This window comes from Gaetbulibacter sp. M235 (assembly GCF_043876835.1).
Taxonomy (GTDB): domain Bacteria; phylum Bacteroidota; class Bacteroidia; order Flavobacteriales; family Flavobacteriaceae; genus Yeosuana.
Map to the genome: position 1 here is coordinate 109,725 of NZ_JBAWJZ010000008.1, position 14,627 is coordinate 124,351.

Sequence of the window (14,627 nt, forward strand, 5' to 3'; positions counted from 1 at the left end):
ACAAGATAAAAACTATCAATGAGTTGATAACAATTAATTATTTATAATTGAAGCCATTTGTCTGTAAATGCGTAAATTTGAATGAAATAAAATATTAATAAATTAAAACAAAATAATTATGGCTTTTGAATTACCAAAATTAGGATATGCATATGACGCTTTAGAGCCTCATATTGACGCTCGTACCATGGAAATACATTATACAAAACACCACCAAGGGTATACAAATAATTTAAATGCTGCTTTAGCTGGTACCGATTTAGAAAGCAAATCTATCGAAGATATTTTAGCAAATTTAGATATGAATAATGCAGCAGTAAGAAATAATGGCGGTGGATTTTACAATCACTCATTATTTTGGGAAATTATGAAACCAGAAGGAAAAGGATATTTGTCTGGTGAATTAAAAGATGCAATTATCGAAGCTTTTGGATCTGTAGATGCTTTTAAAGATGCTTTTAGTAAAGCAGCTGCAACTCGTTTTGGATCAGGATGGGCTTGGTTATGTGTTCATAAAGGAGGAAAAGTTGAAGTTTGTTCAACACCAAATCAAGACAATCCATTAATGCCTGGTGTTACCTGTGGCGGAACTCCAATTTTAGGAATTGATGTTTGGGAACACGCTTATTATTTACATTACCAAAATCGTCGTCCAGATTATATTACTGCCTTTTTTAATGTAATAAACTGGAATGAAGTGGAAAGACGTTATGCCGAAGCAAAGTAATTAACTTTTAAAGCTTAAAAATTAAAATCGTTTAGAAATTTTCTAAACGATTTTTTTATGTGTAAAATTTAAAAATTCTATAAAATGAAAAAGGCGAACAGATGTTCACCTTTTTGCCCCAAATCTACCATGAACTTAACCTACTTATGTTATGGTGATTCAAAAGTATAGCGATATGTGTTTTAATAAAAATAATTTAGTCAAACTACTGATATATTGGCTTAAGCGGTACAAATAAAGGATTTGTTAGAAAATGAATACAATTAAAAAATAAAAGGGCATAAAAAAAGGCGAACAGATGTTCACCTTTTTTTGCCCCAAATCTACCATGAACTTAACCTACTTATGTTATGGTGATACCAATTTATATGTATTTTAGATAATTTTTTTATTTTTTAGATAAAAAGCACTTTTTTCAGGTAAAATGCGTTTTTATTGGATTAATAGCCCAAATTTTATGATTTTTTAATTAATAGGCCCTTTTTTTATTGCCTTCATAAAAGTTAATAAAAGCTCGGTTAACAACCCTGTTTCCACCTACTGTTGGATAATTACCAGTAAAGTACCAATCACCTAAATGATTTGGACATGCTTGGTGTAAACTTTCAACGGATTGGAAAATTATTTTCACTTCAGATTTAACATTTTCTCCAGTTAGTAATTCTGCTATTTTATCTGAAATCTGCTCATCTGTAAATGGTTCATAAATTTCTGTTACAAAGTTTTTTACGTTCTTATCTTCTAATTCAGTTTGATCGACACATTTATCATAAACCTCTTTAACTATGTGATATTGATTGGTTTCTTTTAATAATTCCAAGGCAGCTCTAAAGGCTACTAAACTTTCAAGGTTTGCCATATCAATACCATAACAATCTGGATAACGTATTTGAGGAGCTGAGGAAACGACAACAATCTTTTTAGGACTTAATCTGCTAAGCATTTTAATAATACTCATTTTTAAAGTGGTGCCACGAACAATACTATCGTCTATAATAACCAAATTATCAGTTGGTTTAATAACACCGTAAGTAACATCATATACGTGGGCTACCAAATCATCACGGCTGCTATCTTCAGTAATAAATGTTCTTAATTTAACATCTTTAATGGCTATTTTTTCAATTCGTGGCATTTCAGATAAGATTTCTGTAACGCGTTCTGCCGATAAATTTCTACTACCGTTTAAAATAGCATCCGTTTTCTTTTTGTTCAGGAAATTTTCAACAGTTTCAATCATCCCAAAAAAGGATGTTTCAGCAGTATTTGGAATATACGAAAAGACGGTGTTTTTAATGTCATTATCAATCGCTTCTAAAACTTTAGGCATTAATAACCTTCCAAGCATTTTTCGTTCTTTATAAATTTCGGCATCACTTCCTCTTGAAAAATAAATACGTTCAAAAGAACAAGCTTTACGCTCAAGCGGCTTTAATATTTTTTTAATAACTGTTTTCCCTGATTTTTTGGTGATAATGGCATGACCCGGTTCCAATTCCTTAACATCTTCATACTTAACGTTAAAAACTGTTTGGATAACAGGACGCTCTGATGCTACAATAACAATCTCATCATCTTTATAATAATAAGCAGGACGAATACCTGCAGGATCACGCAGCACAAACGAGTCGCCATGGCCTAATAATCCGGCCATAGCATAACCACCGTCCCAATTTTTTGCTGCTCTTTTAAGCATTTTAGCAACATTTAATCTGTCGGCAATTAGCGGCGAGCATTCATTTTTATTATAACCTTCGTTTTTTAATTCCTTATAAATTTTGCTAACAGAATCATCTAAAAAATGACCAATTTTTTCCATGATTGTAATAGTGTCAGTATATTCTTTTGGATGCTGACCTAAATCAATAAGGTTTTGAAAAAGTTCTTTAACATTGGTCATATTAAAGTTTCCGGCAAGGATAAGATTTCTGTGTTGCCAGTTATTTTGTCTTAAAAACGGATGGACACTTTCTACGCTGTTTTTTCCAAAAGTACCATATCTAACGTGTCCTAAAAAAAGTTCTCCAATATATGGGATATTCTTTTTTTGAAGCGAAACATTGTCAACATATTCAGGGTTTTCGGTTAGTTCCTTATTAATACGCTGATTAATTTGGGCAAAAATATCTTGAATAGGCTGTTGTGCTATAGACCTTACTCTGCTTATATAACGCTCACCTGGCTTTGTGTCTAATTTAATACTCGCAAATCCAGCACCATCTTGACCTCTATTGTGCTGTTTCTCCATCATAAGATACATCTTATTCACACCATAGAAAGCACTTCCGTACTTTTCTTTGTAGAATTCTAATGGTTTTAAAAGTCTTAAAACAGCGATTCCGCATTCATGTTTTAAAGCATCACTCATTTTGTTGTATTTGTTTTATGTAATTAAAAAACGCGCTCTATTTTGAGCGCGTTTACTTATGTTAATTGTATTTTATATGTTTTTAATATTTGCTTTTTAAAGGTCATATATAATCGTCTAATTTCCATGACTTAAAATTACAAATTATCGTTTAAGACGATTTCAAATTGTGTTAATCTCTTAAATTGAAGTAAACGCTTATGTACTTCATCATGCGTTAAGTTTTTCATCCGCTCAGATCCAAATTTTTCAACGCAAAACGATGCTAATGTAGAACCATAAATAACAGCATTTTTCATGTTCTCAAATGAGGTGTCTTCTGTTTTTGCAATATATCCAGCAAAACCACCAGCAAATGTATCGCCGGCACCAGTTGGATCAAACACTTCTTCTAATGGCAAAGCAGGAGCATAAAATATATTTTCATTATGAAACAATAATGCGCCATGTTCTCCTTTTTTAATGACGACATATTTTGGCCCCATTTCGTTAATTTTTCTAGCGGCAACAACCAATGAATACTCTCCGGTTAATTGTCTAGCTTCTTCATCGTTAATGGTAATAACATCAACGCGTTTAATAACCTTGAGTAAATCATCAAGCGCACTATCCATCCAAAAGTTCATGGTGTCTAAAACAACTAATTTAGGTTTGGTTGTCATTTGATCTAAAACACTTGATTGGACGATAGGATGCAAATTCCCTAACATAACTACTTCGGCATCACGATAATTTTCTGGAACAACAGGATTAAAATCAGCAAGTGTGTTAAGTTCTGTTGCTAACGTATCACGCGTATTCATATCATTATGATACTTGCCGCTCCAGAAAAAAGTTTTTCCGTCTTTCACAATTTCAATACCCGAAATGTCAATGTTTTTACTTGATAATAAGTCTAAATATTCTTGAGGAAAGTCTCCTCCAACTACAGAAACTATTGCAGAATCAATATCAAATTGAGAAGCTGATAAACCAATAAATGTAGCTGCACCACCAAGTATTTTATCGGTTTTACCGAAAGGAGTTTCAATAGCATCAAAAGCTACTGTACCTACAATGACTAATTTACTCATGAAGAGGGTTGATATTTTTGTGCAAATATAAGTCTTTTAGATGCTAAAAACCGAATTTATTTTCGCCCAAAATCGGCAGGAATTTCTCCCCAAGCTTTGGTTTCCCATTTTACAATAACTGTTTTATAGGAGTTGGTTTTTAACCAGTTGACTGCTCTTTCAACCAACTCAAAAAGCGATTTGTTTTTTTCGTTTAGCTCCAGTTTAGTATTGCAAGTCTTCTTTTTTATCCAACTTATGGCTGTTTTAGAGTCGGTGTAAATAATTTTATCACTATTGTTTTTTTTAAGAAGCGCTAATCCGTGAACAATAGCTAAAAACTCACCTATATTGTTGGTGCCTTCTTCAAAAGGACCTTGAATAAATAATTGTTTTTTTGTTTTGGTGTCAACACCACGATATTCCATTTTACCAGGATTTCCACTTACTGCAGCATCTACCGAAATGGAATTATAATTTGGTTGCCCAATTTTTTTGAGTTGCTCTGGAGACAATTCACTTTTAAATGAGCTAGATTTTCCTATATAATCTTTATAATTTCCTTTTAGAGCCTTTTTAGCAGCGTCAAAATTTTCAAATGATTTATATTGAGCTCCTTCAAAATTTGTTATTTGTGCTTTGCAATCATCCCAAGATTCAAAAACACCAATATGATGACCTTTCCAAACAGTGTAATATTTTTGTTTTTTTTTACTCATCAGGAAACAAAATTGATTCTACAACCTTTGGGAAGTATTCCATCTCTAATTCATGGATTTTTGATGCAACATCATTAGCTGTGTCTGAATCATCAACTGTGCATTTTGCTTGAAAAATAATGGCTCCTTCATCATAATGTTCATTAACATAATGAATAGTAATGCCGGTTTCTGCTTCCTTATTAGCAACTACGGCTTCATGTACATGCATTCCGTACATACCTTTGCCGCCATATTTTGGTAACAATGCCGGATGCACATTAATGACTTTATTTGGGAACTCATTGAGAATAGATTCTGGAAACTTCCATAAAAACCCAGCAAGAATAATTAAGTCGGGCTTAATGTTTTTTAAAATATCTAAAACATGATTAGCACTATAAAAAGCAATTTTATTAAAAGACAAACAACTAACTTTCAGTAAATTACACCTTTCAATAACTTTGGCATGAGGATTGTCAGTAAGCACCTGAATAACAGAAGCATTTTCTCTGTTGTGAAAAAACTTGATTAAATTTTCAGCATTAGTTCCAGACCCGGAAGCAAAAATTACAATACGTTTCATAAAAACAGATAAGAATGTGATAAATATTCAAACAAAAAAAAGAATAATTATTAACAATTAGAAGGTAAATCACAAATACTTAAAAGTTATTTGATAAATTAGAAACACATTTTTAAACTAAAATCGTATTTTAAGAATAAAGTTTTTTATTTTTGCCAACTAATTAAAACCTTAAATTAAAAGATTATGTCAGACATTGCATCAAGAGTAAAAGCGATTATCGTAGACAAATTGGGAGTTGATGAGAACGAAGTTGTAACTGAAGCTAGCTTCACAAACGATTTAGGAGCAGACTCATTGGACACAGTTGAATTAATTATGGAATTTGAAAAAGAATTTGACATTCAAATCCCAGACGATCAAGCTGAAAATATCGCAACAGTAGGTCAAGCTATATCATATATAGAGGCTGCAAAATAAGAAAGAACTTTTATGGAATTAAAGCGAGTTGTAGTTACAGGATTAGGCGCTTTAACCCCAATTGGGAATACCAAAGATGAATTTTGGAAAGGCTTAATTGGAGGTAAAAGTGGTGCTGCACCTATAACATATTTTGATACCGAAAAGTTTAAAACAAAATTCGCTTGCGAAATAAAAAACTTTGAGGCTACCGATTTTCTTGATAGAAAAGAGGCACGCAAAATGGATAAATTTGCGCAATATGCTATGGTTGCAGCTGATGAAGCAATAGCAGACGCCAAATTAAATCTTGATGAAGTAAACAAATTGCGAGTAGGGGTTATTTGGGGAGCAGGAATTGGTGGATTGGAAACGTTTCAAGACGAAGTTTTAAACTTTGCATCTGGTGATGGCTCTCCAAGATTCAACCCATTTTTCATACCTAAAATGATTGCCGACATTGCTCCGGCCAATATATCCATAAAATATGGATTTATGGGGCCAAATTACACAACAGTTTCAGCATGTGCTTCTTCAGCTAATGCTATGTTTGACGCACTAAACTCTATAAGATTAGGACACTGTGATGTAATTGTAACTGGTGGTAGTGAGGCTGCTGTAACCATTGCAGGTATGGGAGGGTTTAATGCGATGCATGCTTTGTCAACCAGAAACGAAACTCCAGAATCTGCTTCTCGTCCATTTGATGGAACAAGAGATGGGTTTGTATTAGGTGAAGGGGCTGGTGCACTGGTTTTAGAAGAATATGAGCACGCAAAAAAACGAGGCGCAAAAATTTATGCTGAGTTTGTTGGTGGCGGATTATCTTCTGATGCTTACCATATGACAGCACCACATCCTGATGGAATAGGCGTTATAGCCGTTATGAAAAATTGTTTAGAAAATGCCGGACTTAAACCTGAAGATGTAGATCATATAAATACACACGGGACTTCTACACCATTAGGAGATGTAGCTGAACTTAAGGCTATCTCAGAAGTTTTTGGTAATCATGCTAAACATATTAATATTAATTCAACAAAGTCAATGACTGGCCATTTACTTGGTGCAGCGGGCGCTATAGAAGCAATTTCTGTAATATTGGCTATGGAACATGGAATGGTTCCACCAACCATTAATCATACTACTGTTGATGAAAATATCGATCCTGAATTAAATTTAACTTTAAACAAAGCTCAAAAAAGAGACGTTAAAGTAGGTATGAGCAATACCTTTGGATTTGGAGGTCACAATGCTTGTGTTGTATTCAAGAGATTAGAATAATTAACGATTGAAAAATATTCGAAACATATTGAAATCCCGTTTTAACAATAACGGGATTTTTTTTATTCAATTAAAAAAAGTATTAGGGTTTAAGCCTAAAAGCATACAGATTTATAAAACAGCATTTACCCATCGTTCTATGAACATAAAGGATGGAGAAGGAAATGCCATTAATTATGAACGTTTAGAATTTTTAGGAGATGCAATGCTTGGAGCCGTTATTGCATCACATTTATATCTTGAAGTTCCTGGTGGCGACGAAGGTTATTTAACCAAAATGCGTTCTAAAATTGTAAGTAGAGAGCATTTAAACGAATTAGGAAAAGATTTAAATCTCATTAAACTTATAGAAAGTAAAATTTCATCTGCACAATTTGGAGATAATATTCATGGTAATTTGTTCGAAGCCTTAATAGGAGCTATTTTTTTAGATAAAGGATTCAAGTTCTGTGAAAAATTTATTTATAAACGTGTCATAATTCCTTACGTAGATATTGCTCAATTAGAAGGGAAAGTTATTAGCTATAAGAGTTTACTCATTGAATGGTGTCAAAAGGAAAAGAAAAAATTTGACTATAATGTTTATGAAGATACTGGTAATGATGAAGTTAGGCACTTTTCAGTAAAATTATCAATTGACAATAAAATTATAGCTAAAGCTCGAGCTACTTCAAAGAAAAAAGCTGAAGAAAAAGCATCAAAAAGAGCCTTTTTTGTCTTTCAATCAAGAATGTCTAAATAACATTTTATTTCTTTCATTAAAACCATTTACTACAACGTTTTAGTTGTTGATTCTTATTAAGATTTCCTAAATCTTATTAATTTGAATGTTTTAAATATTATATTTACACCGATTTTATATAAGTTATGGCGATACACAAACTTATTCTTGATGATATTTTTGATGAATCAGTTTTTACTTTAATAGCAATTCATTGCACCATTGAAGACTACCGGTTAGCATATCTTCTTAATAAGTTTTTAAAAATTAACCTTGAAAGAAAACGATGTGATTTGGATTTCAATCATGGTAAATCTACCTATTCTATATATAAATGGGAAGACCAAAAACAACTTTTAACTTGGAATTTGGTTTCAAATATATGTAAGATAAATGATTTTACAAAAGCTAATTCGGGTTCGTTATTTGAAACAGCTCATAGTGTTACAAAAACTTTTAATTTATTGCCCGAATTAAAAAACGTAAATTATTTATTAAAAATTGATGATGAATTTAATGTTAAAAAAGAAAAACATATTATCAATACCATACTAAGTATTCCCCAAATAGCAACAGCGTATACTGTTGATCAAAGTCAATTAAAATCTAAAGACAATTTAATTTTTTACTAATGCCAATCAGAAAAAAAACAAAAATAGTAGCCACATTAGGCCCTGCATCAAGTACCAAAGAAGTATTAAAAGGAATGTTGGATGAAGGAGTAGATGTATTCAGAATAAACTTTTCTCATGCAGATTACAATGATGTAGCAGAGCGTATTAAAATAATAAGAGAGCTTAATAAAGAATACGGATATAACGCTGCCATTCTAGGCGATTTACAAGGACCCAAACTTAGGGTAGGCGTTATGAAGGAAGAAGTTGTAGTTCATCCAGGTGATGAAATCGTCTTTGCAACCGGCGAACGTTTTGAAGGAACTAAAGAGAGAGTGTATATGACCTATGATAGGTTTCCACAAGATGCTAAACCTGGAGAGCGAATTCTGTTAGATGATGGAAAATTAATTTTTGAAGTTGTTTCAACTGATAAAATTAGTGAAGTAAAAGCTCGTGTTATTCAAGGAGGACCATTAAAATCTAAAAAAGGAGTAAACTTACCAAACACCAATATATCTCAGCCAGCGTTAACTGAAAAAGATATTGAAGATGCTTTATTCGCCATTAAACAGCAGGTAGATTGGATTGCATTGTCATTTGTTCGACATGCAGAAGATTTAATTCAACTACGTGATTTAATTAATGAGCACAGTGATGAAAAAATTCCAATTATTGCAAAAATTGAAAAACCCGAAGCTGTAGAAAACATTGATAAAATTGTTGCACATTGTGATGGAATCATGGTTGCACGTGGTGATCTTGGGGTTGAAATTCCTGCTGAAGAAGTACCTCTAATTCAAAAGCAATTGGTGTTAAGAGCTAAAAAAGCTAGAATACCTGTTATTATAGCCACTCAAATGATGGAGACTATGATTTCTAGTTTGACCCCAACAAGAGCTGAAGTTAATGATGTTGCAAACTCTGTGATGGATGGTGCTGATGCCGTTATGCTTTCAGGAGAAACATCTGTTGGGCAATATCCGGTTCAAGTTATAAGGCAGATGTCAAACATATTAAAAAGTGTTGAAGACTCTCCATTAATTAAAGTGCCTCAGTTAGCACCACATATTCGTACCAATAGATACATTACAAAATCAATTTGTTATCACGCAGCAAATATGGCTAACGAAATTAATGCAAAAGCCATTTCAACTTTAACAAATAGTGGATATACTGCATTTCAAATTTCTGCATGGAGACCATTATCTCATATATTAGTGTTTACATCAAATAAACGCATCCTTACTCAACTAAGCTTACTTTGGGGAGTAAAAGCATTTTTTTATGACAAGTTTGTAAGTACAGACGAGACTATTGAAGATGTTAATAATATTGCCTGTAAAATGGGTTATTTAGACGAAGGCGACATGTTAATTAGTTTAGCAGCAATGCCAATTCAAGATAAAGGAATGGTTAACACCTTACGTGTTACAGAAATTACCTCTAGTTCAATTTAAAGAGTAATTAATTAAAATATTTAAACGTGATTTACTTTACTTTTTAATGTAAATCACGTTTTTTATAATTAAAAATCAAATTTTAACTGTACACTCACACTTTTTTGTTCAGGTATTTTTTTAGTCTCTGTATTTAGGTTTGACATTGAAATACCCAATAACCGAACCGAATTACTCAATTTTTCTTGATACAGTAAATCTTTCGCTGTGTCTAAAATCAAAGATTTATCATTGATGAAATAGTGCAGTGTTTTACTTCTTGTCTGTAATGTAAAATCACTATACTTTATTTTTAATGTTACTGTTTTTCCTGCTACTTTACTTTTAGTTAACCTTTGTGACACTTCACTAGCAATTCGCTCTAATTTTTCCAGCATAAAAATCTCACTAGATAAGTTTTCATTAAAAGTATGTTCGGCAGCTAAACTTTTTCTAATTCTGTTGGGCTTTACCTCACTATTATGAATACCTCTAACCACATAATAATAGTATCTACCCGACTTTCCAAAATGGTCATCTAAATAGTCAATGGTCTTTAATTTTAAATCTTTTCCAGTAAAAATGCCTAATTGGTACATTTTTTCAGCGGTAACTTTACCAACGCCATAAAATTTTCTAATATCAAGTTGTTCAAGAAATTCAATAACTTCTTCAGGATTCACGGTTTTTTGTCCGTTTGGTTTATTATAATCACTAGCAACTTTAGCTATAAATTTATTAATTGAAATGCCTGCTGAAGCAGTTAAACCTACTTCATTAAAAATGCGTTCCCTAATCTCTTTGGCAATTAATGAAGCACTGGGGTTTCCTTTTTTATTTTGTGTAACGTCTAAATAAGCTTCATCTAATGAAAGAGGTTCAACCAAATCGGTATAATCATAAAAAATAGCTCTTATTTTTTTTGAGATTTCATGATATCTTTCAAAACGCGGTCTGACAAAAATAAGTTCTGGACAATTTCGTTTGGCCTGAACACCACTCATAGCACTTTTCACTCCAAATTTTCTTGCTTCATAACTAGCAGCACTTACAACACCTCGTTTTTCACTTCCACCAACAGCAATAGGTTTCCCTTTTAGTTCAGGATGATCCATTTGCTCTACGGACGCATAAAATGCATCCATATCTACATGAATAATTTTTCTAATAGGTGGAATCTCAGACATCTTGTAAAAATATAATATCTTTATCAAAGAGAATTACATGCCATGTCAAAAACAGCAATTATAATTGGAGCAACGGGTCTTACAGGCAGCATCTTAGTGCAAAAACTTTTGGATGATAAGCGGTATAAAACAATTAAACTTTTAAGTAGAACTTCTTGCAATATAGCACATTCAAAAATTAAAGAGCATTTAATAAATCTGTTTGAACTAGAAAAATACGAGGATTTATTTATTGCCGATGAGGTATTTTGTTGCATTGGAACAACCAAGGCAAAAACACCTGATGAAGCCACATATCTTAAAATTGATTATGGAATTCCAGTGAGTTTAGCACAAATTTGTGTAAAAAGAGGGATAAAAACTTTTATTGTTATTTCAGCTTTAGGCGCTAACAAAAAAAGTAAACTGTTTTATAACAGGACCAAAGGGAAAATGGAAGAAGATGTGTTGAGAGAAAAAATAATGAATACATACATTCTTCAACCTTCATTAATTACTGGAAACAGAACAGAAAAAAGATCAAGCGAAAAAATAGGAAAGATTTTCATGACTGTTTTAAATCCTCTTCTGTTGGGAAGCTTAAAAAAATATAGATCCATTCAGGCAAAAACCATTGTAAACGCTATGATTTGGTTAGCAAATAATAATTATAAATCGGGTAGAATTTTATCAAACGAAATTCAAAAAATTTCTGATAAATTATGATAGAAATAGAACGTAAGTTTTTAGTAAAATCGCTTGATTTTAAACAAGAAGCATTAAAAAAAACAAGAATTATTCAAGGGTTTTTAAACACAGATAAAAAGAGAACAGTTAGGATTAGATTAAATGAAGATAAAGGATTTATAACTGTTAAAGGACAATCTGACAATGAAGGTTTAACACGTTTTGAATGGGAAAAGGAAATTTCAAAACATGAAGCAGAATCGTTATTAAAACTTTGTGAACCTGGAGTAATTGACAAAACACGTTACGAAATAAAAGTTGAAAAGCATATTTATGAAGTAGATGTTTTTCATGGTGATAATGAAGGTTTAATTATTGCTGAATTGGAATTAGAGCATGAAAACGAGGTTTTTACAAAACCTAACTGGATTGGTGAAGAAGTAACGGGAAATATTAAATATTATAATTCTCAATTAAGTAAGCAACCATATGATACATGGGAAAAAGATTAGTTTGTTTTTTTAAAATTATTTATGGTAGTTAACAAAAGGATTTCCTTTAAGATAATACAAACGGTTTTAAGGGTTATTTTACAACTCATAAATGTTGTGGTTATTTTAAGCCTAATAACAAGTCACTTTGTTATAAAAGAGCGTACTTTTTGGTCTTCGTTATTTTTTTATGGGTTTCCTTTACCGGTCATTATTGTTGTAGTTTTAGTTTTAACCCTTTTTCTTACTAAACAATGGAGACGATATAATTTAATTATAGCTTCGGTTTTGTTGCTGGTATGGTTAAGTAAAAGTTTTAAAGTGCATATTCCTGATACTATTAAAGAAAAGGATTTAGAAGTAGTGTTTTGGAATACTTCTAGAGAAAACACTTTTGAAATGGCTTTTAATGAAAAGGGAGATATTCCAGATGTTATGGTATTAGCAGAGTTTAGAAAAAACAATATTGAGGAATTAAAAAAAAAATATCCTAAATATCATTTTTATAGGTCTGATAGAGAGCTGCTTATTTTTTCTAAAACACCATTGGATAGTATAAGTGAAAACACTTCAAAATTTAGCACATCAGTTATTAATTTTAAAACTGCAGGGATTAATTTTTATGCAATTGATGCCATTGGAAGTCTTGATGTACCTAAAGAATGGGGATTAACATATATCAATAAATCAATCAAGGAAAAGAATAACACCATTGTTTTGGGCGATTTTAATACACCTTATGAATCTATATATCTAAAACAACTTAAAACAGATTTTAACCAAGCATTTAATAAAAAGGGTAATGGTTTTAGAGAAACCTGGTTTTACAATATACCATTGCTTTCATTAGATCATATTTGGGTCTCAAAAGATTTAAAAATTTTAAAAACAGAGAAAATTTTCACAACAAAATCTGATCATAGTATGTTGAAAACATATATTAAACAATAGGTTTTTGATTGTTAAAACTGTATTCCCGTTCTACTTTACAAATTTTTACATTGTACCAACTATACCATTCTGTTTTTCCCTTTTGTTGCGCTTCAAGATGATCTGTTTGTTGTTTCCAATTTTTAATAGCATCTAAACTTGCCCAGTAACTTACGGTAATACCAATTTCATTTCTAGCGCTGTCAATGCCCAAAAAACCTTCTTGCTGTTTAGCTAGCAATTCCATTTTTTCAGCCATTTCTGAATAGCCTTCGGTGTTTTCAGAATGTTTTGAGGTAAAAATTACCGCATAATGTGGAAGGCTTTTATTCATTGTAAATTCCTATATATAATTCACCCAAATCATTCATAGTGGCTCTGTACATACCAGCAGTATTAAATTCCATAACCATATTACCCTGCTTGTCAATAGCAATAACACCTCCATCTCCACCAAGATCAGGTATTTTTTTCTGAATAACTTTTTTTGCTGCTTCACTTAATGAAAGCCCCTTATATTCCATTAAAGCCGAAATATCATACGCCACAACAGTTCTAATAAAAAACTCGCCCCAACCTGTACTTGATACGGCACAAGTATTGTTATTAGCATAAGTTCCGGCGCCAATAATAGGAGTGTCGCCAATACGTCCCCAGCGTTTATTTGTCATACCTCCAGTAGAAGTTCCAGCAGCTAGATTACCATTTTTATCTAATGCTACGCAACCAACTGTCCCAAACTTTGAATCTTTAATGTTTGAGTCGTAAAAGGCATCTTTTTCGTCAAGTTTTATTGAAGACGGTTTATTGCTTTTAATTTTTTGAAGCGATTGAAATCTGTTTTCTGTGTAAAAATAACTTGGATCAACGATTTGTAAACCTTGCTCAACAGCAAATTCTTCTGCCCCATTTCCAGAAAGCATCACATGAGGAGAATTATCCATAATAGCCCTTGCTAAACTAATAGGGTTTCTAACTGTTTTTGTTCCAGCCGATGCTCCTGCATTTAGCGTTTTTCCATCCATTATAGAGGCGTCATGCTCATTAGTCCCTGCATTAGTAAAAACAGCACCTTTACCTGCATTAAATAAAGGAGAATCTTCCATGACGTTAATGGTTTTTTGAACAGCATCTATACTACTTCCTCCATTTTTTAAAATAGTGTACCCTACTCTTATTGCTTCTTCTAATTTTGCCTTGTATTCAGCTTCTTTTTCAGGAGACAAATTCTTTTTTAAAATTGTGCCTGCACCACCATGGATTACAATTGCAAACTCATTTTGTTTCTCCAGTATTAATTTTGATTCTACTGGATCGTTCCCTTTTTTACAACCAATCAAAAGCGTGAAAATTAATATTGAAACAAATAAATTTTTCATTGTTAAAAGAAATTTAAAGTAAGGTTTAAAGTTACATTTTTTAAAAACTAAGTCTATATTTGAAACAACTTTTTATTAGTACCTTT

The 14,627-nt window shown here is 32.0% G+C and carries 16 protein-coding genes; 9 read left to right on the forward strand and 7 right to left on the reverse strand.

Going from position 1 to position 14,627, the window contains the following annotated elements:
- Positions 1 to 118: 118 nt before the first annotated feature.
- On the forward strand, positions 119 to 727 hold the full coding sequence (locus tag V8G69_RS13285; RefSeq protein WP_394882515.1) for a superoxide dismutase: 609 nt from the start codon (positions 119 to 121) through the stop codon (positions 725 to 727).
- 469 nt (positions 728 to 1,196) lie between these two features.
- Here V8G69_RS13285 and V8G69_RS13290 read toward each other — a convergent pair whose 3' ends face one another.
- The 4 genes from V8G69_RS13290 to V8G69_RS13305 form a co-directional block, all read right to left on the reverse strand.
- The gene (locus V8G69_RS13290) at positions 1,197 to 3,095 is read right to left on the reverse strand and encodes an amidophosphoribosyltransferase (RefSeq protein WP_394882516.1); all 1,899 of its coding nucleotides are present in this window, start codon (positions 3,093 to 3,095) and stop codon (positions 1,197 to 1,199) included.
- 137 nt (positions 3,096 to 3,232) lie between these two features.
- A complete protein-coding gene (locus V8G69_RS13295) occupies positions 3,233 to 4,168 on the reverse strand; it encodes a PfkB family carbohydrate kinase (protein ID WP_394882517.1) in 936 nt (311 codons plus the stop codon).
- 56 nt (positions 4,169 to 4,224) lie between these two features.
- Positions 4,225 to 4,866 carry a viroplasmin family protein gene (locus V8G69_RS13300; protein WP_394882518.1) on the reverse strand — a complete coding sequence of 214 codons (642 nt, stop codon included), beginning with the start codon at positions 4,864 to 4,866 and terminating at the stop codon, positions 4,225 to 4,227.
- The gene (locus tag V8G69_RS13305) at positions 4,859 to 5,431 is read right to left on the reverse strand and encodes a phosphoribosylglycinamide formyltransferase (protein WP_394882519.1); all 573 of its coding nucleotides are present in this window, start codon (positions 5,429 to 5,431) and stop codon (positions 4,859 to 4,861) included. Before V8G69_RS13305 ends, V8G69_RS13300 begins: the two co-directional genes overlap by 8 nt.
- A 186-nt stretch (positions 5,432 to 5,617) precedes the next feature.
- Here V8G69_RS13305 and V8G69_RS13310 point away from each other — a divergent pair, with 186 nt between their 5' ends.
- The 5 genes from V8G69_RS13310 to pyk all read left to right on the forward strand — a co-directional run bounded on the left by V8G69_RS13310 (position 5,618) and on the right by pyk (position 9,909).
- A complete protein-coding gene (locus tag V8G69_RS13310) occupies positions 5,618 to 5,851 on the forward strand; it encodes an acyl carrier protein (protein WP_007647141.1) in 234 nt (77 codons plus the stop codon).
- 12 nt (positions 5,852 to 5,863) lie between these two features.
- Positions 5,864 to 7,114: a beta-ketoacyl-ACP synthase II gene (gene fabF / locus V8G69_RS13315; RefSeq protein WP_394882520.1), complete on the forward strand. Its 1,251-nt coding sequence runs from the start codon at positions 5,864 to 5,866 to the stop codon at positions 7,112 to 7,114.
- Between the two features lie 7 nt (positions 7,115 to 7,121).
- Positions 7,122 to 7,856, forward strand: coding sequence for a ribonuclease III (gene rnc, locus V8G69_RS13320; RefSeq protein WP_394882521.1), 735 nt, complete (start codon positions 7,122 to 7,124; stop codon positions 7,854 to 7,856).
- A 125-nt stretch (positions 7,857 to 7,981) separates the two neighbouring features.
- The gene (locus tag V8G69_RS13325; protein ID WP_394882522.1) at positions 7,982 to 8,467 is read left to right on the forward strand and encodes an IPExxxVDY family protein; all 486 of its coding nucleotides are present in this window, start codon (positions 7,982 to 7,984) and stop codon (positions 8,465 to 8,467) included.
- A complete protein-coding gene (gene pyk / locus V8G69_RS13330; RefSeq protein ID WP_394882523.1) occupies positions 8,467 to 9,909 on the forward strand; it encodes a pyruvate kinase in 1,443 nt (480 codons plus the stop codon). Before V8G69_RS13325 ends, pyk begins: the two co-directional genes overlap by 1 nt.
- 68 nt (positions 9,910 to 9,977) lie before the next feature.
- Here pyk and dinB read toward each other — a convergent pair whose 3' ends face one another.
- Entirely contained in the window at positions 9,978 to 11,075 is a 1,098-nt protein-coding gene (gene dinB, locus V8G69_RS13335) for a DNA polymerase IV (RefSeq protein ID WP_394882524.1), read from the reverse strand.
- Positions 11,076 to 11,117: 42 nt separating this feature from the next.
- On the opposite strand from dinB, the gene V8G69_RS13340 reads away from it, so the two are divergent.
- From V8G69_RS13340 to V8G69_RS13350, 3 genes are read left to right on the forward strand one after another with little or no spacing between them, the layout of a single operon-like run.
- Positions 11,118 to 11,780, forward strand: coding sequence for an NAD(P)H-binding protein (locus V8G69_RS13340; protein WP_394882525.1), 663 nt, complete (start codon positions 11,118 to 11,120; stop codon positions 11,778 to 11,780).
- Positions 11,777 to 12,253: a CYTH domain-containing protein gene (locus tag V8G69_RS13345; protein ID WP_394882526.1), complete on the forward strand. Its 477-nt coding sequence runs from the start codon at positions 11,777 to 11,779 to the stop codon at positions 12,251 to 12,253. Before V8G69_RS13340 ends, V8G69_RS13345 begins: the two co-directional genes overlap by 4 nt.
- A 21-nt stretch (positions 12,254 to 12,274) precedes the next feature.
- Positions 12,275 to 13,183, forward strand: coding sequence for an endonuclease/exonuclease/phosphatase family protein (locus V8G69_RS13350; protein WP_394882527.1), 909 nt, complete (start codon positions 12,275 to 12,277; stop codon positions 13,181 to 13,183).
- Here the strand turns inward: V8G69_RS13350 and V8G69_RS13355 are convergent.
- Together V8G69_RS13355 and V8G69_RS13360 are read right to left on the reverse strand one after the other, a co-directional pair.
- A complete protein-coding gene (locus tag V8G69_RS13355; protein ID WP_394882528.1) occupies positions 13,173 to 13,496 on the reverse strand; it encodes an antibiotic biosynthesis monooxygenase family protein in 324 nt (107 codons plus the stop codon). The two genes, V8G69_RS13350 and V8G69_RS13355, sit on opposite strands and share 11 nt — an antisense overlap.
- Positions 13,489 to 14,541, reverse strand: coding sequence for an isoaspartyl peptidase/L-asparaginase family protein (locus V8G69_RS13360; protein ID WP_394882530.1), 1,053 nt, complete (start codon positions 14,539 to 14,541; stop codon positions 13,489 to 13,491). The genes V8G69_RS13355 and V8G69_RS13360 overlap by 8 nt, the downstream gene beginning before the upstream one ends.
- Between the last annotated feature and the right edge of the window lie 86 nt (positions 14,542 to 14,627).

What these genes read in the sequence shown, in the direction of transcription:
- fabF (WP_394882520.1), top strand. Translation starts at nt 5,864, where the DNA reads ATGGAATTAAAGCGAGTTGTAGTTACAGGATTAGGCGCTTTAACCCCA.
- V8G69_RS13350 (WP_394882527.1), top strand. Translation starts at nt 12,275, where the DNA reads ATGGTAGTTAACAAAAGGATTTCCTTTAAGATAATACAAACGGTTTTA.
- V8G69_RS13355 (WP_394882528.1), bottom strand. Translation starts at nt 13,496, where the DNA reads ATGAATAAAAGCCTTCCACATTATGCGGTAATTTTTACCTCAAAACAT.
- V8G69_RS13310 (WP_007647141.1), top strand. Translation starts at nt 5,618, where the DNA reads ATGTCAGACATTGCATCAAGAGTAAAAGCGATTATCGTAGACAAATTG.
- V8G69_RS13325 (WP_394882522.1), top strand. Translation starts at nt 7,982, where the DNA reads ATGGCGATACACAAACTTATTCTTGATGATATTTTTGATGAATCAGTT.
- pyk (WP_394882523.1), top strand. Translation starts at nt 8,467, where the DNA reads ATGCCAATCAGAAAAAAAACAAAAATAGTAGCCACATTAGGCCCTGCA.
- V8G69_RS13340 (WP_394882525.1), top strand. Translation starts at nt 11,118, where the DNA reads ATGTCAAAAACAGCAATTATAATTGGAGCAACGGGTCTTACAGGCAGC.
- V8G69_RS13345 (WP_394882526.1), top strand. Translation starts at nt 11,777, where the DNA reads ATGATAGAAATAGAACGTAAGTTTTTAGTAAAATCGCTTGATTTTAAA.
- V8G69_RS13295 (WP_394882517.1), bottom strand. Translation starts at nt 4,168, where the DNA reads ATGAGTAAATTAGTCATTGTAGGTACAGTAGCTTTTGATGCTATTGAA.
- V8G69_RS13360 (WP_394882530.1), bottom strand. Translation starts at nt 14,541, where the DNA reads ATGAAAAATTTATTTGTTTCAATATTAATTTTCACGCTTTTGATTGGT.
- V8G69_RS13290 (WP_394882516.1), bottom strand. Translation starts at nt 3,095, where the DNA reads ATGAGTGATGCTTTAAAACATGAATGCGGAATCGCTGTTTTAAGACTT.
- V8G69_RS13305 (WP_394882519.1), bottom strand. Translation starts at nt 5,431, where the DNA reads ATGAAACGTATTGTAATTTTTGCTTCCGGGTCTGGAACTAATGCTGAA.
- dinB (WP_394882524.1), bottom strand. Translation starts at nt 11,075, where the DNA reads ATGTCTGAGATTCCACCTATTAGAAAAATTATTCATGTAGATATGGAT.
- V8G69_RS13285 (WP_394882515.1), top strand. Translation starts at nt 119, where the DNA reads ATGGCTTTTGAATTACCAAAATTAGGATATGCATATGACGCTTTAGAG.
- V8G69_RS13300 (WP_394882518.1), bottom strand. Translation starts at nt 4,866, where the DNA reads ATGAGTAAAAAAAAACAAAAATATTACACTGTTTGGAAAGGTCATCAT.